Origin of the sequence: Streptomyces sp. NPDC087300 (assembly GCF_044744425.1) — a bacterium.
In the GTDB taxonomy this organism is placed as follows: domain Bacteria; phylum Actinomycetota; class Actinomycetes; order Streptomycetales; family Streptomycetaceae; genus Streptomyces.
In genome coordinates, this window is sequence record NZ_JBIUYI010000008.1 from 123071 (window position 1) to 139464 (window position 16394).

Sequence of the window (16394 nt, forward strand, 5' to 3'; positions counted from 1 at the left end):
GTCAGGGGGCCTCCTTGGCGGGTGCGGCGGTGGCGGGGGCAGTGGCGGCGGCAGCGGCGGCAGGGTCGGTGTCGGTGTCCGCCGAGGACCCCGCGCCCGCCATCGCCAGACCGAGCCGTCGTTCGTCCGCCTCCTCGCGGGTGAACTCGGCGGCGATCCGGCCCTCGTACATCACGAGGACCCGGTCCGAGAGGCCCCGGATCTCGCTGAGTTCGGCCGAGACGAGGAGGATCGCGTGGCCCGCGTCGCGGTGGGCGATCAGCTGGTCGTGGATCGTCTGGATGGCGCCGATGTCCACCCCGCGGGTGGGCTGCTCGACGATCAACAGGGGTGACTCATGGGCCAGTTCACGGCCGATGACGAGCTTCTGGAGGTTGCCGCCGGAGAGCGAGCCCGCCGGATGCCGGGTCGACGCCGCCTTGATGCCGAAGCGTTCGATCAGCACGCGCGCGTGCTCGCGCAGCCGTCCCGGCCTGAGTAGGCCGCGCCCCCGGTGGTGGCCCATGGCGAGGTTCTCCGCGATGGTCGCGGCGGGCGCGGTGCCGACCGCCGTGCGGTCCTCGGGGACGTACGCGAGGCCCGCCGCACGCCGCCGCGCCGCCGACGCGTCCGTGACGTCCAGGCCGCTGAGCGTGACCCGGCCCGCGCGCACGGGGCGCAACCCCGCGACCGCCTCGACCAGTTCGGACTGCCCGTTGCCCGCGACGCCCGCGATGCCGACGATTTCACCGGCGCGCACGTCGAACGACACGTCCCGCACCGCGTCCGTGGCGAGCCCGCCGACCGAGAGGACCGCGCCGCCCGGCGAGCCCGCGGGGTGCACCCGGTCCAGCTCGACGGCGCGCCCGGTCATCGCCTGCGCGATGCCGTCCGCGCTGGTGCCGGCGGTACGCATCCGCGCGGCGACCCGCCCGTCGCGCAGCACGGTCACGGTGTCGCTGCCCTCCATGACCTCGCGCAGCTTGTGCGTGACCAGCAGGACGGTGCGGCCCTCGTCGGCGAGGGAGCGCAGCACACGGAAGAGCGCGTCGGCCTCCGCGGGCGTGAGCACCGCCGTCGGCTCGTCGAGGATGAGCGTACGGGCGCCCCGGTAGAGGAGCTTGAGGATCTCCACACGCTGGCGCACCCCCACCGGCAGGTCCCCGACCTTCGCCGTGGGATCCACGGCGAGCCCGTGCTCCTCGGCGAGCGCGGCCACCCTGCGGACGGCCTCGGCCCGGTCGGTGAGACCGAACCGGCGCGGCTCGGCCGCGTACACGACGTTCTCGGCGACCGTGAACGAGGGGAACAGCTTGAAGCTCTGGTGCACCATCCCGAGCCCCGCGGCGATCGCCTCGCTCGGGCTCGCGAACGACACCTCGCGCCCGTCCAGCAGGATCTGCCCGGCGTCCGGGCGGTGCAGCCCGTACAGGACGGACATCAGGGTGGACTTGCCCGCGCCGTTCTCGCCCATCAGGGCGTGGATCTCGCCGCGCCGCACGGTCAGGTCCACCCGGTCGTTGGCGAGCGTGCCGGGGAACTCCTTGGTGATGCCCCGCAGTTCGACGGCGGGCGCCCCGCCGTCGTGCTCAGGCGGCGGGGTCATCGACGGTCAGCTTCCCGGCGACGATGGCGTCGCGCAGCTTCTCGACGCGCGCGAGCACGTCCTTGTTGGCGGACTTGGCGATCAGGCACCCGGAGTCCGCGCCCCCCGGCTCCAGGCCGGTCAGCGACATGCCGCCCTCCTTCAGGCCGTACGACACGGTCGTGCCGCCCTTGCCGGCCAGGATCTGTGCGATGCCCTTCTCCACGGCGACGTCGGTCTTCTTCAGGACGTTGTCGACGACGACACCGGGGTTGCCCGCGCACTGGTTGGCGTCGACGCCGTAGGCCTGGAACCCCTTGCGGTTCTTGGCGGCCTGGAACACGCCCGTGTTGCCGCCCGCCGCGGCCGCCATCACCTGGTCGGCGCCGCCCGAAGCGAGCGTCGCCGCCTGGTCCTTGGCGCGCGCCGCGTCGTTGAACGGCGACTGGCCGCCGACGAACAGCGTCCGGGAGGTGACACCGGGCCGCACCTTCTTCGCGCCCGCCGCGAACGGCTCGCTGTAGCGCCGGAACTGCGGGGTGTCGAGCACGTCGACCGCGCCGACCTTCTTCCCCTTGGTGAGCAGGCCCGCCTCGGCGCCCGCGAGATAGACCGCCTCGTGCTCGCGGAAGACGGCACACGTGACGTTCTCGTAGCTCTTCTTGGTGCACGCGTCGACGAGCAGGAACTGCTGCTCGGGATGCGCCTCGGCCTGCTGCGCGACGATGTCCGCGAACTCGAAGCCGACGAGCGCGATGACGTCGGGCGCCGAGTCGACCGCCGAGGCCACGTTCTGCTGCCGCGAGTCGTTGTCGCTGCTCTGGAACACCTTCTGCGAGCCGCCCTGCGCCTTCGCCGCCGCCTTCACCCCGCTCACGGCCAGCTTGAGGAACTCGTTCTGGGCGACGGGGTCGGGCGTGACGAGCGTGAACGCCTTCCCCTTCCCCTCGTCGTCCGCGTCGCCGTTCTTGGCGGCGGCGTTGCAGCCGGTGGCGAGGAGGACGGCGCCGACGGTCGCGGCGGTGAGCCGCAGGGACGTACGCGTACGCAGGGACATGGGATCGCCTTCGTGGAGGTGCCCGGGTACGCCCCGGGCGGTGACAGGAGATTCGTACGTGCAGGAAGTAGCGTCGCTCAGCGACAACAGCGGCGACAGCGGCACATTCGGCTGCCGCGGGACACGGCGGGGCAGCGCGTCGCGTCCGCTTTCGCGGTCATGTCCGCGCGCATCGCTGTCCTCCTCGCACCGTGGATCGGATCGATCTGTCCTGGGTGGCGGTGAGGGTAACACCGGATTTCGGACAGCCGCACGAACGTCTCGAAATGTGGTTCGAGCACGTCAGGTACGGTGACGGCACCCCTCCTCCCGTGGCCGAATCGCCCCCTTTCCTTCGGAGTTGAGCCCATGAACAGCCAGGAACTGCGCGCCGTGACGTGGACGGCGGCCGCGGAGGACGGCCGTCCCGCGCTGTCCCTCATCGACCAGACCGCGCTCCCGCACGCCCTGGAGCGCCTCGCCGTCACCACGGTCGACGGCCTCATCGACGCGATCGTGCGCCTCGTCGTGCGCGGCGCCCCCGCGATCGGCGCGGCCGGTGCCTACGGAGTGGCGCTCGCCATGGCGCAGGCCGGGCGCGAGGGCTGGGACCGGGCGCGCCTGGACGCCGAGATCGCGCGCGTGCGCGAGGCGCGGCCCACCGCGGTGAACCTGATGGTCTGCGTCGACCGCGTCGCGCCGCTCGTCGGCGACGGCATCGCCGCGGTGCTCGCCGAGGCCGACGCGATCGTCCGCGAGGACCTCGCGGCCAACCACGCGATGGGCGCGTACGGGGCGGACTGGCTCCTCAAGCGGGTGCCTGCCGCCCAGGAGCGGCCGCTGCGCATCCTCACCCACTGCAACACCGGCGCCCTCGCCACGGCGGGCTGGGGCACGGCGCTCGGCGTCATCCGCGAACTGCATGCCAGGGGCCGGATCGAGTCGGTCTACGCCGACGAGACCCGCCCGCTCCTCCAGGGCGCCCGCCTCACGGCCTGGGAGCTCGCCCAGGAGGGCATACCGCACTACGTCCAGGCGGACGGCGCGGCGGCGGGCACGATCCTGCGCGGCGAGGTCGACGCGGCGATCGTCGGCGCGGACCGCATCGCCGCGAACGGCGACACCGCCAACAAGGTCGGCACGGTCGGCATAGCCCTCGCGTGCGCGTACGCGGGCATCCCCTTCATGGTGGCGGCGCCCACCACGACGGTGGACCTGGCCACGGAGTCCGGCGACGCGATCCACATCGAACTCCGCGGCGAGGACGAGGTGTTGCGGTGGTCTGGCCTCCGCACGGCCCCGGCCGCCTCCCGCGGCCACAACCCGGCGTTCGACGTGACGCCGGGGTCCCTCGTGACGGCGCTCGTCACCGAGCGGGGAGTGCTTGAGGTCTCGGCGGGGGAGCTACCGGGGGGTGGGCCGGCGTAGACCGCGTGCTCCTGGGCTTCGCCACGGGGCCGATGCCATCACCGGCTCCGCCGAGTTCGTCCTCAAGCGCCGGACGGGCTGGTACTTACCGGCCCGTCCCGGAAAGGTTCAGCTCCGCGCCAGTTCCAACTCAAGGAGCCACTCCACCACTTCCGCCCGATGCCGCGCCTCCCGCGCATCCGCACCCCAGACGTAGATCCCGTGCCCGGCCACCACGACCCCCGGCATCCCGGGGGTCAACGCCGCCTCCAGGCGGTCCCCGAGCACCGTCATGTCCTGGCTGTTGGCGATCACCGGGAGCGTCACCGACACCTCGTGCGTCGGGTGCCCGAGGCCCTTCAGCATCTCCAGGCCCTCGAACACGATCCCCTCGGGGGACCGCTGCCCGAGCACCACGGACGCCACCGTGTGGACGTGGACCACGGCGCCCGCCCCGGTCAGCCGTGCCACGCGCGCGTGCAGCGCGGCCTCGGCGGACGGCCGCCCGGGGCCGACCGCGGCGCCCGCCCCATCCGTCAACACCACGTCGGACGAGGTCAGTTCGCCCTTGTCGCGGCCGCTCGCCGTGACGGCGAGCCGCAGCGGGTCCCGGGAGAGCACGAGGGACAGGTTGCCCGAGGTGCCCCGCATCCAGCCGAACGAGGCGAACCGCGCGGCCTCCGCGGCGAGCACGGCCCCCGCCTCCTCCAGATCCAGTGCGGTGACGGCGGTGTTCTCGGTCATGAACTGCTCCTGGGGACAGGGGTTTTCGAGGCAGGCGATATCGGGGCGAGGGAAATCTGGGAGAAGGACGTGACCCGCGGATGATCGCCGAAGTCCGCATCGGCGTACGGCTCGCCCGCCCGCCGCACCCCGACCGCCCGCCAGCCCGCGGCCCGCGCCGCGTCCAGCTCACCGGGCCGGTCGGAGAGGAAGAGCAGCCGCTCGGGGGCGACACCCGCGGACGAGGCGATCACCCGGTAGGAGTCCGCATCCTGCTTGGGCCCCGCGTTCACCGTGTCGTACAGGCCGCCGACGAGCCCGAGCAGATCGCCCTCGGGGGAGTGCGCGAACCAGGCGCGCTGCGCGGCCACCGAGCCGGACGAGTAGACGTGCAGCCGCACGCCCTCCGCGTGCCAGCGCCGCAGCACCTCGATCACGTCCGGGTAGAAGTGCGAGACGAGCTCGCCCCGGGCGAAGCCCTCCGCCCACAGGATGCCCTGGAGCGTCTTCAGCGGCGTCGCCTTGCGGTCCTCGTCGACCCAGCGGCCGAGGATCTCCTCGACGCGCGCGGCATCCGCGCCCGGCTCACCGGCCTCGGCCCGCACCTGCGCGACGGCCCGCGCCACCTCGGGCTCGGCGCCCCGCGAGGCGAGCAGCGCGCCGAACCGCTCGCGCGCGTACGGGTAGAGCACCTCCACCACGAAACCGGTGGCGCTCGTGGTGCCCTCGATGTCGAGCACCACGGCGTCCACGTCGAACACGTCGGGCACGTCGAGCACGTCCGGATCCGTCACGCGGCGTACCCCGCGTGGATCTCGTCGAAGTCGGGGAAGCGGTCCGCGATCGGGCTGCCCGTGAAGTTCCCGATCCAGCCGTCCTCCTCGTGGAAGAAGCGGATCGCGGTGAACGCGGGGGACGTGCCCATGTCGAACCAGTGCGTCGTGCCGCGCGGCACCCCGAGCAGGTCGCCCTTCTCGCAGTACACGGCGTGCACCTCGCCCGCCACGTGCAGATAGAAGATCCCGGCGCCCGCGACGAAGAAGCGCACCTCGTCATCGTCGTCGTGGGTGTGCTCGGCGAGGAACTTCTGCCGGGCCGCCGCGGCCTTCGCGGGCCACTCGGGGTCCTCGCTCGGATGCAGCGCCACGACGTCCACGGTCTGGAAGCCTTCTTCGGCGTTGAGCTTGTCGATCTCCGCGCGGTAGGCGGCGAAGACCGTGTCGCTGTCGGCATCGGCGGGCACGTCGTCGCGCACCGGCCACTGCTCGTAGCGCACGCCCATGGGGGCCAGCGCGGCGGCGATCTCCGCCGGGTTGGAGGTGCGCCGCACCACGATGTCGTGGCCGGCCTCCGGCCAGGTCGTCAGGAGGGTCATCGATCACTCCAGGGCAGGTCAGGGCTGTTCTTCGGATCGTAGCTCCCGGTGCGGGGACGTCACGGGGTGTCCCACAGCGTGGACGGCGCCGCCGCGCGCACCACCGGCGCGATCTCCGCCGCGAACCGCTCCAGGGTCTCGATCTGCTCGGCGGGCCCGAGCCCGAAGGAGTCCACCGAGATCGACTGCAGATCGTGCCCGTACACCTCGTGGTATCCGAGGATCTTGTCGATGATCTGCTGCGGGGAGCCGATGAGTTGGGGCCCGTCGGCGATCGCGTCCTCGATCGTGCGGAACGGCGTGTTGTACCCCGGCCTGCCCGCCAGATCGGGCCGGAAGGTCTGCGCCACCTTCGCCTCGTACAGCTCCTTGTAGCGGGCGACGGCCTGCTCCGCCGTGTCCGCGATGAGCAGCCCGCCCGAGCCCGCCGCGACGTGCGCGCGGGCCGGATCGTGGCCGTACGCCTCGAAGCGCTCACGGTAGTGGGCGATGAGTGAGGCGTACGCCGAGCGCGGCTGGATGGCGTTGGCCGTGAACAGCGGGTCCCCGTGCCTGGCCGCCAGTTCGGGGGAGTTGAGGGAGGTCGCCGAGCCGTGCCAGACGCGCGGCGCGCCGTCGTACGGCCGCGGGACCGTCGTCACGTTCTTCAGCGCGGGCCTGAACTCGCCCTGCCAGTCGACGTTCTCCTCGGTCCACAGGCGGCGGAGCAGCTCGTACTTCTCGCGCTGGAGGTCCCACTGGCGTTCCTCGTCGAGCCCGAACAGGTCGAAGTGCCCGGCCTCCGCGCCCTTGCCGACGACGAGTTCGACGCGGCCGCGCGAGAGCTGATCGAGCGTCGCGTAGTCCTCGGCGACCCGCACCGGATCGAGGATCGCGACGACGGTGACGCCGGTCAGCAACCGGATGCGGGAGGTGCGCGCGGCCAGCGCGCCGAGCACGACCGTGGGACTCGACGACAGGAACGCGCCCGCGTGCCGCTCGCCCACGGCGTACGCGTCGTAGCCGAGCCGCTCCGCCGCGACCCCGACCTCGACGACCTCCGCGAACCGGTCGGCGGCGGAGGGGAGTCGGCCGGTCAGCGGGTGCGGGGCGTGGGAGATGAGGGAAAGCACCTGAAACTTCATGCTTCAAATGTGCGCGCGCAACATTGCGGCGCTGTGGCGGCGGCATGGCACCCGGTCCGGCCGCCCGCACGCGCGTGAAGGGGTCGCCCGCGCACGCGTGAGGGGCGGCCCCCGAACGGGAGCCGCCCCTCAGAAACCGCCGGGCGTCAGGCCTTCTTGCCCAGCAGGTCCTCGACCTTGCCGCGCACCTCGTCCGTGGCCAGGCCGCGGATCGTCAGCGTGGTGCGGCGGCGCAGCACGTCGTCCGCCGTCTCGGCCCACTCGCTGTCACGCGCGTAGACGACCTGCGCCCAGATCTCCGGGGCGTCGGGGTGGACGCGCTCGGCGAGCTCCGGGTTCTCGTTCGCCAGGCGGGCGATGTCGAAGGAGAGCGAGCCGTAGTGCGTCGCCAGGTGCTTGGCGGTGTCGGCGGCCATGCGCGGACCGGGGGCCGGGCCGTCCACCAGGAGGCGGTGGGCGACGGCGCGCGGGTTGGCGATGCCGGGCAGCGGCAGCTTCTTCGGCAGCGAGGAGACCGGCTCGTAGTCGTCGCCGAGCGGGTGACCCGGCAGGGCCTCCAGCTTCTTCATGATCGTCCGGCCGATGTGGCGGAAGGTCGTCCACTTGCCGCCCGCGACCGACAGCATGCCGCCCTGGCCCTCGGTGACGACCGTCTCGCGCTTGGCCTTGGAGGTGTCGCCGGGACCGCCGGGCAGCACCCGCAGACCCGCGAAGGAGTACGTGATCAGATCGCGCGACAGCTGCTGGTCGCGGATGGAGAACGCGGCCTCGTCCAGGATCTGGGCGGTGTCGGACTCGGTGACGCGCACGTCCGCCGGGTCACCCTCGAACTCCTCGTCCGTCGTACCGAGCAGGAGCATGTCCTCCCACGGCAGCGCGAACGTGATGCGGTACTTGTCGATCGGGGTCGCCAGCGCGGCCTTCCACGGGGCGGTGCGCTTGAGGACCAGGTGCGCGCCCTTGGACAGGCGGATGGAGGGCGCCGCGTCCGGGTTCTCCATCTTGCGCAGGTGGTCGACCCACGGTCCGGTCGCGTTCAGGACCAGGCGGGCGTTGACGCCGAACTCGTCGCCGCTCATGCGGTCCTTGAGCTCCGCGCCGGTGACCCGGCCCTTGGTGAAGCGCAGGCCGGTGACCTCGGCGTGGTTGAGGACGGCGGCACCGGACTCGACGGCCGCGCGGACCGTCATCAGGGCCATGCGGGAGTCGTTCATCTGGTCGTCGCCGTAGACCGCGACGGCCTTCAGGTTGTCCGTGCGCAGCTCCGGCACGTCCTGCGCGGCCTTGGCGGGGGAGAGCAGGTGGCCGACGCCGTCGCCGAACGCGGACAGCGCCGAGTACGCGAAGACGCCCGCGCCCAGCTTGGCCGCGCCGTGCGGACCGCCCTTGTAGACGGGCAGGTAGAAGGTGAGCGGGTTCGCCAGGTGGGGGGCCACCTGACGGGACACCGCGCGACGCTCGAAGTGGTTCTCCGCCACCAGCTTCACCGCGCCGGTCTGCAGGTAGCGCAGACCGCCGTGGAGGAGCTTGGAGGAGGCGGAGGAGGTGGCGCCGGCGAAGTCACCGGCGTCCACCAGAGCCACCCGCAGTCCCGACTGCGCGGCATGCCAGGCGGTGGAGATGCCCAGGATTCCGCCGCCGATCACCAGGAGGTCGTACGTCGCCTTGGAAAGCTGCTCCCGGGTCTCGGCGCGGCTCGCCACTCCAAAAGCGGCACGTGAACCGGCAGCCGGATGCGTCCCGAGGGCAGGGACGCTCTGCAGGGTGGTCATTGTTCTTACTCCTCGCCACTCTCATCGAGCCAACCCATGGACCGCTCGACGGCCTTGAGCCAGCTCTTGTACTCACGGTCGCGGGTGTCCGCGTCCATGTGGGGGGTCCACTCCGCGGCCCGCCGCCAGTTGGCGCGCAGCTCGTCGGTCGAGGACCAGAAGCCGACGGCGAGACCGGCGGCGTAGGCGGCACCGAGGCAGGTCGTCTCGGCCACCATCGGGCGCACCACGGGCGCGTCGAGGAAGTCCGAGAGGGTCTGCATCAGCAGGTTGTTGGAGGTCATGCCGCCGTCGACCTTGAGGGCAGCGAGCTCGACGCCGGAGTCCTTCGTCATGGCGTCGGTGATCTCGCGGGTCTGCCAGGCCGTGGCCTCCAGGACGGCGCGCGCGATGTGCGCCTTGGTGACGTACCGGGTCAGACCGGTGATCACGCCGCGGGCGTCGGAGCGCCAGTACGGGGCGAACAGGCCGGAGAAGGCCGGTACGAAGTAGGCGCCGCCGTTGTCCTCGACCGACGACGCGAGCGTCTCGATCTCCGCGGCGGAGTTGATCAGGCCCATCTGGTCGCGCATCCACTGCACCAGCGAACCGGTGACGGCGATGGAACCCTCGAGGGCGTAGACCGGCTTCTGGTCGCCGATCTGGTAGCCGACCGTGGTCAGCAGGCCCGAGTACGAGTTGATGGCCTTGTCACCGGTGTTCATCAGCATGAAGGTGCCGGTGCCGTAGGTGGACTTGGCCTCGCCCTCGTCGAAGCAGGTCTGGCCGAACAGGGCCGCCTGCTGGTCGCCGAGCGCGGAGGCGACGGGGATGCCGCCGAGCAGGTCGCCGAGGGGACCGCCGGTGACCTCGCCGTAGACCTCGGCGGAGGAGCGGATCTCGGGGAGCATCTGCGTGGGGACGCCGATGGACTCGGCGATGCGCTCGTCCCACTCCATCTTGTGGAGGTTCATGAGCATCGTGCGCGAGGCGTTGGTGACGTCGGTGACGTGCTTGCCGCCGTCGACCCCGCCGGTCAGGTTCCAGATGACCCAGGAGTCCATGGTGCCGAAGAGGATGTCGCCCGCCTCGGCGCGCTCGCGCAGGCCCTCGACGTTGTCGAGCAGCCAGCGGGCCTTGGGCCCGGCGAAGTAGGACGCCAGCGGCAGGCCGGTCTCGCGGCGGAAGCGGTCCTGGCCGACGTTGCGCCCGAGCTCCTTGCAGAGCGCGTCGGTGCGGGTGTCCTGCCAGACGATGGCGTTGTACACCGGCTCGCCGGTGTTCTTGTCCCAGAGCAGCGTGGTCTCACGCTGGTTGGTGATGCCGATCGCCTTGATGTCGTCGCGGGTGATCCCGGCCTTGGAGACGGCGGAGGCGACGACCTCCTGGACGTTGGTCCAGATCTCGGTGGCGTCGTGCTCCACCCATCCCGGCTTCGGGAAGATCTGCTCGTGCTCCTTCTGGTCGACGGAGACGATCCGTCCGTCCTTGTCGAAGACGATGCAGCGGCTCGACGTGGTGCCCTGGTCGATGGCCGCGATGAAGGGGCCTGCGGTGTGTGCGTCGGTCACGGTGTGCTCCAGAAGTTCTTGCTGTGGCTCTCGGGCTCTGAGGCGGTCATCGGTCGCTGTCGGGGTCCTACTTGAACGCGACGTTGTAGAGACCGCCGGCGATCGCGCCGCCGATCAGCGGACCGACGATCGGCACCCAGGCGTACGTCCAGTCCGAGCTGCCCTTGTTCGGCAGCGGGAGCAGCGAGTGGACGATGCGCGGGCCGAGGTCACGGACGGGGTTGATCGCGTAGCCCGTGGGGCCACCGAGCGAGAGGCCGATGCTGACCACGACGAGCGCGGTGATCAGGGCGCCGAGCGTGCCCAGGCCGTTGCCGCCGTCGTTCAGACCCTGGGTCAGGATGGCGAGGACCAGCACGACCGTGGCGATGACCTCGGTCAGCACGTTCTGGACGTAGTTCCGGATCTCCGGACCCGTCGAGAAGATGCCGAGCACCGGGCCCGCCGAAGGCGCGGCCTTCTGGTCGACCATGCCCTCTGCCACCGGCTGCGCCGCGAGGATCTCGGGGTCGGTCAGGTGGGCCTTGAACTGGCCCATGTAGGTGACCCACACCAGGAAGGCACCGATCATCGCGCCGAGCAGCTGGGAGCCCAGGTAGATCGGAACGTCACTCCACTTGGTGCCGCCCTCGATCGCGAGACCGAGCGTGACCGCCGGGTTGAGGTGGGCGCCGGAGACGCCCCCCGCGAGATAGGCGCCGGTCAGCACGGCGAAGCCCCACCCGAAGGTGATGGCCAGCCAGCCGGCGTCCTTGGCCTTTGAGCGCTTGAGCGTGACGGCGGCACACACGCCACCGCCCAGCAGGATGAGCACGGCGGTACCGATGGTCTCGCCGATGAAGATGTCGGAGCTGGACACCCGCGACTCCTTTGTCCTTCGTCCAGGGGAAGGCGAACCCCGGGTCCCTCCGGTGGTCCGCGACCTCAGGTGAGGTCGTTGCCGGCCCTTGGCCTTGTCACACTCTAGCGCGTAATGCCGGTAGGTGTTCGACAATGCCGACCGATGGACGCGAGTCTCGCTCCGGGGTTACTCGCTCGTCAAGAGTTCTGTTATTGAAAACACGATCGTTATTGATCGTTCCGCGTTATCGGTGATCCCGCAGTCCGAGCGGGCGCGGCCGCAGCTCAGAAGCGCCCGGCGCCCAGGTCACGGGAGACGGCGCGCGCGCAGTCGCGCACGGCGGCGATCAGCTCGGGCCGCAGCTCCCCGTCCCTGCACACGCGCTCCACCGCGCCGGTGACGCCGACCGCGCCGACCGGCATCCGCCGCCGGTCGTGGATGGGGGCGGCGACGGAGGCGATGCCCTCCCAGGTCTCCTCGACGTCCGCCGCGTACCCGCGCGCGCGGGTCAGGTCCAGGACGCCCTCGAAGCCGTCGGGGTCGGTGACGGTGTGCGCCGTGAACGTCTTGCGCTCGGCCTCGACGGCCTCGTTGTGCGCGACCGGGTCGTACGCCGAGAGGACCTTGCCCAGGGCCGTGGAGTGCAGCGGCTGCATGGCCCCCACCTCCAGGACCTGGCGGCTGTCGTCGGGCCGGAAGACGTGGTGGACGATCAGTACGCCCTGCTGGTGCAGTACGCCCAGGTGGACGCTCTCGCCGCTGGAGCGGGCCAGGTCGTCGGTCCACACCAGGGCGCGGGCCCGCAGCTCGTGGACGTCCAGATAGCTGTTGCCCAGGCGCAGCAGCTCGGCGCCGAGCTGATAGCGGCCCGACGCGGAGTCCTGCTCCACGAAGCCCTCGGCCTGGAGGGTGCGCAGGATGCCGTGGGCCGTGCCTTTGGCCAGGTCGAGCGAGGAGGCGATCTCCGAGAGACCGAGCCGCCGCTCACCGCCCGCGAGCAGCCGCAGCATCGCCGCGGCCCGTTCGAGCGACTGGATGTTGCGTGCCATCGCAGCCCCGACCTCCGTCCCCTCGCCACACATTCCACGTTCGACAATGCTGAACACTATCGGTCGTTGTCGACCTCCCGCCAATGTGCGGACGGCCCGTGTCGCACCCGGATCACCTGTCAAGCACCCGTTCCGGTCAGCCTCGGCGCACAGGTCCGCCCCCTGGACGCCTTCCCTTCCGGACCAAGGTCCCGGCTACCCTGGCCGTGTGCGCCGTGGGACAGCGGCGCAAAGCCGACAGCCGTCGCACTCCAGGGAGCTCTTTCATGGCCTCGTCGCCAACCCCGTCGTCGCAGTCCGCGCAGTCCGCGCCCTCGGCGCAGCCCGCGCAGTCCACGGCCTTCCCGCCCGAGAGCAGGGCCCGAGTCGAGGCCTTCCGCGAAGCCCTCGCCACCCGCGTCGTGGTGGCCGACGGCGCGATGGGCACGATGCTCCAGGCGCAGGACCCCACCCTCGAGGACTTCCAGAACCTCGAAGGCTGCAACGAGGTCCTCAACATCACCCGGCCCGACATCGTGCGCTCCGTGCACGAGGAGTACTTCGCGGTCGGCGTCGACTGCGTGGAGACCAACACGTTCGGCGCGAACTACGCCGCCCTGAACGAGTACGACATCCCCGAGCGGAACTTCGAGCTCTCCGAGGCCGGCGCCCGCATCGCCCGCGAGGTCGCCGACGAGTTCACCGGGCGCACCGGACAGCAGCGCTGGGTCCTCGGCTCGATGGGCCCCGGCACCAAGCTGCCGACGCTCGGCCACGCCCCGTACACGGTGCTGCGCGACGCCTACCAGATCAACGCCGAGGGCATGATCGCCGGCGGCGCCGACGCGCTCCTGGTGGAGACCACCCAGGACCTGTTGCAGACCAAGGCCGCGATCCTCGGCGCCCGCCGCGCCCTGGACGTCACCGGGGCGAACCTCCCCGTCATCTGCTCCGTCACCGTCGAGACCACCGGCACGATGCTCCTCGGCTCCGAGATCGGCGCCGCGCTGACCGCGCTTGAACCGCTCGGCATCGACATGATCGGCCTGAACTGCGCCACCGGCCCGGCCGAGATGAGCGAGCACCTGCGCTACCTCGCCCGCCACTCGCGCGTCCCGATCTCCTGCATGCCCAACGCCGGCCTGCCGGTCCTCGGCAAGAACGGCGCGCACTACCCGCTGACCGCGCCCGAGCTCGCCGACGCCCAGGAGAACTTCGTACGCGAGTACGGCCTCTCCCTGGTCGGCGGCTGCTGCGGCACCACCCCCGAGCACCTGCGCCAGGTCGTGGAGCGGGTGCGCGGCACGGCGACGAGCGTGCGCGAGCCGCGCCCCGAGCCCGGCGCCGCCTCGCTCTACCAGACCGTCCCGTTCCGCCAGGACACGTCGTACATGGCGATCGGCGAGCGCACGAACGCCAACGGCTCCAAGAAGTTCCGCGAGGCCATGCTGGAGGGCCGCTGGGACGACTGCGTGGAGATGGCCCGCGACCAGATCCGCGAGGGCGCGCACATGCTCGACCTCTGCGTCGACTACGTGGGCCGCGACGGCGTCAAGGACATGGAGGAGCTGGCGGGACGCTTCGCCACCGCCTCCACCCTGCCCATCGTCCTCGACTCCACCGAGCTCCCGGTGCTCCAGGCCGGCCTGGAGAAGCTCGGCGGCCGCGCCGTCATCAACTCCGTCAACTACGAGGACGGCGACGGACCCGAGTCGCGCTTCACCAAGGTCACCGCGCTGGCCAAGGAGCACGGCGCCGCGCTGATCGCGCTGACCATCGACGAGGAGGGCCAGGCCCGCACCGCCGAGCACAAGGTCGCCATCGCCGAACGCCTCATCGAGGACCTCACCGGCAACTGGGGCATCCACGAGTCGGACATCCTCATCGACACTCTGACCTTCACCATCTGCACCGGGCAGGAGGAGTCCAGGGGCGACGGCATCGCCACCATCGAGGCGATCCGCGAGCTCAAGCGCCGCCGCCCCGACGTGCAGACCACGCTCGGCCTCTCCAACATCTCCTTCGGCCTCAACCCGGCCGCCCGCGTGCTCCTCAACTCCGTCTTCCTGGACGAGTGCGTCAAGGCCGGGCTCGACTCGGCGATCGTGCACGCCTCCAAGATCCTGCCGATCGCGCGCTTCGACGACGAGCAGGTGAGCGTCGCCAGCGACCTCATCTACGACCGTCGCTCCGAGGGCTACGACCCGCTCCAGAGGCTCATGGAGCTCTTCGAGGGCGTCTCCACCAAGTCGATGAAGGCGGGCAAGGCCGAGGAGCTTCTTGCCCTGCCGCTCGACGAGCGGCTGCAGCGCCGCATCATCGACGGCGAGAAGAACGGCCTGGAGGCCGACCTCGACGAGGCCCTGACGCACACGCCCGCCCTCGACATCGTCAACAACACCCTCCTGGAGGGCATGAAGGTCGTCGGCGAGCTCTTCGGCTCGGGACAGATGCAGCTGCCGTTCGTGCTCCAGTCCGCCGAGGTCATGAAGACCGCGGTCGCCCACCTCGAACCGCACATGGAGAAGTCCGACTCCGAGGGCAAGGGCACCATCGTCCTCGCCACGGTCCGCGGCGACGTCCACGACATCGGCAAGAACCTCGTCGACATCATCCTGTCCAACAACGGCTACAACGTGGTCAACCTGGGCATCAAGCAGCCCGTCGCCGCGATCCTGGACGCCGCCGCGGAGCACCGGGCCGACGTCATCGGCATGTCGGGCCTCCTGGTCAAGTCCACCGTGATCATGAAGGAGAACCTGGAGGAGCTCAATCAGCGCGGCATGTCCGCCGACTTCCCGGTGATCCTCGGCGGCGCCGCCCTGACCCGCGCCTACGTCGAGCAGGACCTGCACGAGATCTACGAGGGCGAAGTGCGCTACGCCCGCGACGCGTTCGAGGGCCTGCGCCTGATGGACGCCCTCATCGCGGTCAAGCGCGGCGTGCCCGGCGCGACCCTGCCCGAGCTCAAGCAGCGCCGCGTCCAGAGCAAGGCGTCCGCCGCCGTCCTGGAGGCCGACGAGGACGAGGGGCCCGCCCGCTCGGACGTCTCCATCGACAACCCCGTCCCCACGCCGCCGTTCTGGGGCACCCGCGTCGTCAAGGGCATCCAGCTCAAGGAGTACGCCTCCTGGCTCGACGAGGGCGCCCTCTTCAAGGGCCAGTGGGGCCTCAAGCAGGCCCGGACCGGCGACGGACCCACGTACGAGGAGCTCGTCGAGACCGAGGGCCGCCCGCGCCTGCGCGGCTGGCTGGACGAGCTGCACACCAAGAACCTGCTCGAAGCGGCCGTCGTGCACGGCTACTTCCCCTGCGTGTCCAAGGGAGACGACCTGATCGTCCTCAACGACGACGGCTCGGAGCGGACCCGCTTCTCCTTCCCGCGCCAGCGCCGCGGCCGCCGCCTGTGCCTCGCGGACTTCTTCCGCCCCGAGGAGTCCGGCGAGACCGACGTCGTCGGCTTCCAGGTCGTCACCGTCGGTTCGAGGATCGGCGAGGCCACCGCCGAGCTCTTCGCCGCCGACTCCTACCGCGACTACCTCGAACTGCACGGCCTGTCCGTGCAGTTGGCCGAGGCGCTCGCCGAGTACTGGCACGCGCGCGTGCGCGCCGAGCTCGGCTTCGGCGGCGAGGACCCCTCCGACGTCGAGGACATGTTCGCCCTGAAGTACCGCGGCGCCCGCTTCTCGCTCGGCTACGGCGCCTGCCCCGACCTGGAGGACCGCGCCAAGATCGCCGAGCTGCTCCAGCCGGAGCGGATCGGCGTGCAGCTCTCCGAGGAGTTCCAGCTGCACCCGGAGCAGTCCACCGACGCGATCGTCATCCACCACCCGGAGGCGAAGTACTTCAACGCGCGCTGACGTCCCCTCCGGACGTCGCCCCGCGCCCCGCCCGGTAACCGGAGCGCGCGTTTCGCGGACGAGTCGTACACTGGTCGGTCCAGTTCAGGCCGGTTCCCCTCGGGGAACCGGCCT

12 protein-coding genes are annotated in these 16394 nt (G+C 71.2%); 2 read left to right on the forward strand and 10 right to left on the reverse strand.

Features of this window, described 5'->3' with window-relative positions; genetic code table 11:
- Position 1: 1 nt before the first annotated feature.
- On the reverse strand, positions 2-1585 hold the full coding sequence (locus ACIO9J_RS31380; protein ID WP_402007081.1) for an ABC transporter ATP-binding protein: 1584 nt from the start codon (positions 1583-1585) through the stop codon (positions 2-4).
- Positions 1569-2621, reverse strand: a complete 1053-nt coding sequence (locus ACIO9J_RS31385; RefSeq protein WP_402007083.1) for a BMP family ABC transporter substrate-binding protein — start codon at positions 2619-2621, stop codon at positions 1569-1571. Before ACIO9J_RS31385 ends, ACIO9J_RS31380 begins: the two co-directional genes overlap by 17 nt.
- 348 nt (positions 2622-2969) lie before the next feature.
- Between ACIO9J_RS31385 and mtnA the strand changes: the two genes are divergently transcribed.
- Positions 2970-4028, forward strand: a complete 1059-nt coding sequence (mtnA, locus tag ACIO9J_RS31390; RefSeq protein ID WP_402007085.1) for an S-methyl-5-thioribose-1-phosphate isomerase — start codon at positions 2970-2972, stop codon at positions 4026-4028.
- A gap of 108 nt (positions 4029-4136) precedes the next feature.
- Here the strand turns inward: mtnA and mtnB are convergent, their stop codons facing one another.
- The 8 genes from mtnB to ACIO9J_RS31430 all read right to left on the reverse strand — a co-directional run bounded on the left by mtnB (position 4137) and on the right by ACIO9J_RS31430 (position 12441).
- The gene (gene mtnB / locus ACIO9J_RS31395; RefSeq protein ID WP_402007087.1) at positions 4137-4751 is read right to left on the reverse strand and encodes a methylthioribulose 1-phosphate dehydratase; all 615 of its coding nucleotides are present in this window, start codon (positions 4749-4751) and stop codon (positions 4137-4139) included.
- Positions 4748-5524: an acireductone synthase gene (gene mtnC / locus ACIO9J_RS31400; protein WP_402007089.1), complete on the reverse strand. Its 777-nt coding sequence runs from the start codon at positions 5522-5524 to the stop codon at positions 4748-4750. The genes mtnB and mtnC overlap by 4 nt, the downstream gene beginning before the upstream one ends.
- Positions 5521-6105 (reverse strand): 1,2-dihydroxy-3-keto-5-methylthiopentene dioxygenase, encoded by a 585-nt coding sequence (locus ACIO9J_RS31405; protein ID WP_402007091.1) that lies wholly within the window; start codon positions 6103-6105, stop codon positions 5521-5523. Before ACIO9J_RS31405 ends, mtnC begins: the two co-directional genes overlap by 4 nt.
- A 59-nt stretch (positions 6106-6164) precedes the next feature.
- A complete protein-coding gene (locus ACIO9J_RS31410; protein WP_402007093.1) occupies positions 6165-7229 on the reverse strand; it encodes an LLM class flavin-dependent oxidoreductase in 1065 nt (354 codons plus the stop codon).
- Positions 7230-7375: 146 nt separating this feature from the next.
- A complete protein-coding gene (locus ACIO9J_RS31415) occupies positions 7376-9001 on the reverse strand; it encodes an FAD-dependent oxidoreductase (protein ID WP_402007095.1) in 1626 nt (541 codons plus the stop codon).
- 5 nt (positions 9002-9006) lie between these two features.
- On the reverse strand, positions 9007-10551 hold the full coding sequence (gene glpK, locus ACIO9J_RS31420; RefSeq protein WP_402007097.1) for a glycerol kinase GlpK: 1545 nt from the start codon (positions 10549-10551) through the stop codon (positions 9007-9009).
- Between the two features lie 67 nt (positions 10552-10618).
- Positions 10619-11410: an MIP/aquaporin family protein gene (locus tag ACIO9J_RS31425; RefSeq protein ID WP_402007099.1), complete on the reverse strand. Its 792-nt coding sequence runs from the start codon at positions 11408-11410 to the stop codon at positions 10619-10621.
- Positions 11411-11676: 266 nt separating this feature from the next.
- Positions 11677-12441 (reverse strand): IclR family transcriptional regulator, encoded by a 765-nt coding sequence (locus ACIO9J_RS31430; RefSeq protein WP_402007101.1) that lies wholly within the window; start codon positions 12439-12441, stop codon positions 11677-11679.
- A gap of 266 nt (positions 12442-12707) precedes the next feature.
- Between ACIO9J_RS31430 and metH the strand changes: the two genes are divergently transcribed.
- Complete coding sequence (metH, locus tag ACIO9J_RS31435; RefSeq protein WP_402007103.1) at positions 12708-16280, forward strand: methionine synthase; 3573 nt, start codon at positions 12708-12710, stop codon at positions 16278-16280.
- Positions 16281-16394 lie beyond the last annotated feature (114 nt).

What these genes read in the sequence shown, in the direction of transcription:
- ACIO9J_RS31380 (WP_402007081.1), bottom strand. Translation starts at nt 1,585, where the DNA reads ATGACCCCGCCGCCTGAGCACGACGGCGGGGCGCCCGCCGTCGAACTG.
- ACIO9J_RS31385 (WP_402007083.1), bottom strand. Translation starts at nt 2,621, where the DNA reads ATGTCCCTGCGTACGCGTACGTCCCTGCGGCTCACCGCCGCGACCGTC.
- mtnA (WP_402007085.1), top strand. Translation starts at nt 2,970, where the DNA reads ATGAACAGCCAGGAACTGCGCGCCGTGACGTGGACGGCGGCCGCGGAG.
- mtnB (WP_402007087.1), bottom strand. Translation starts at nt 4,751, where the DNA reads ATGACCGAGAACACCGCCGTCACCGCACTGGATCTGGAGGAGGCGGGG.
- ACIO9J_RS31405 (WP_402007091.1), bottom strand. Translation starts at nt 6,105, where the DNA reads ATGACCCTCCTGACGACCTGGCCGGAGGCCGGCCACGACATCGTGGTG.
- ACIO9J_RS31410 (WP_402007093.1), bottom strand. Translation starts at nt 7,229, where the DNA reads ATGAAGTTTCAGGTGCTTTCCCTCATCTCCCACGCCCCGCACCCGCTG.
- ACIO9J_RS31415 (WP_402007095.1), bottom strand. Translation starts at nt 9,001, where the DNA reads ATGACCACCCTGCAGAGCGTCCCTGCCCTCGGGACGCATCCGGCTGCC.
- ACIO9J_RS31430 (WP_402007101.1), bottom strand. Translation starts at nt 12,441, where the DNA reads ATGGCACGCAACATCCAGTCGCTCGAACGGGCCGCGGCGATGCTGCGG.
- metH (WP_402007103.1), top strand. Translation starts at nt 12,708, where the DNA reads ATGGCCTCGTCGCCAACCCCGTCGTCGCAGTCCGCGCAGTCCGCGCCC.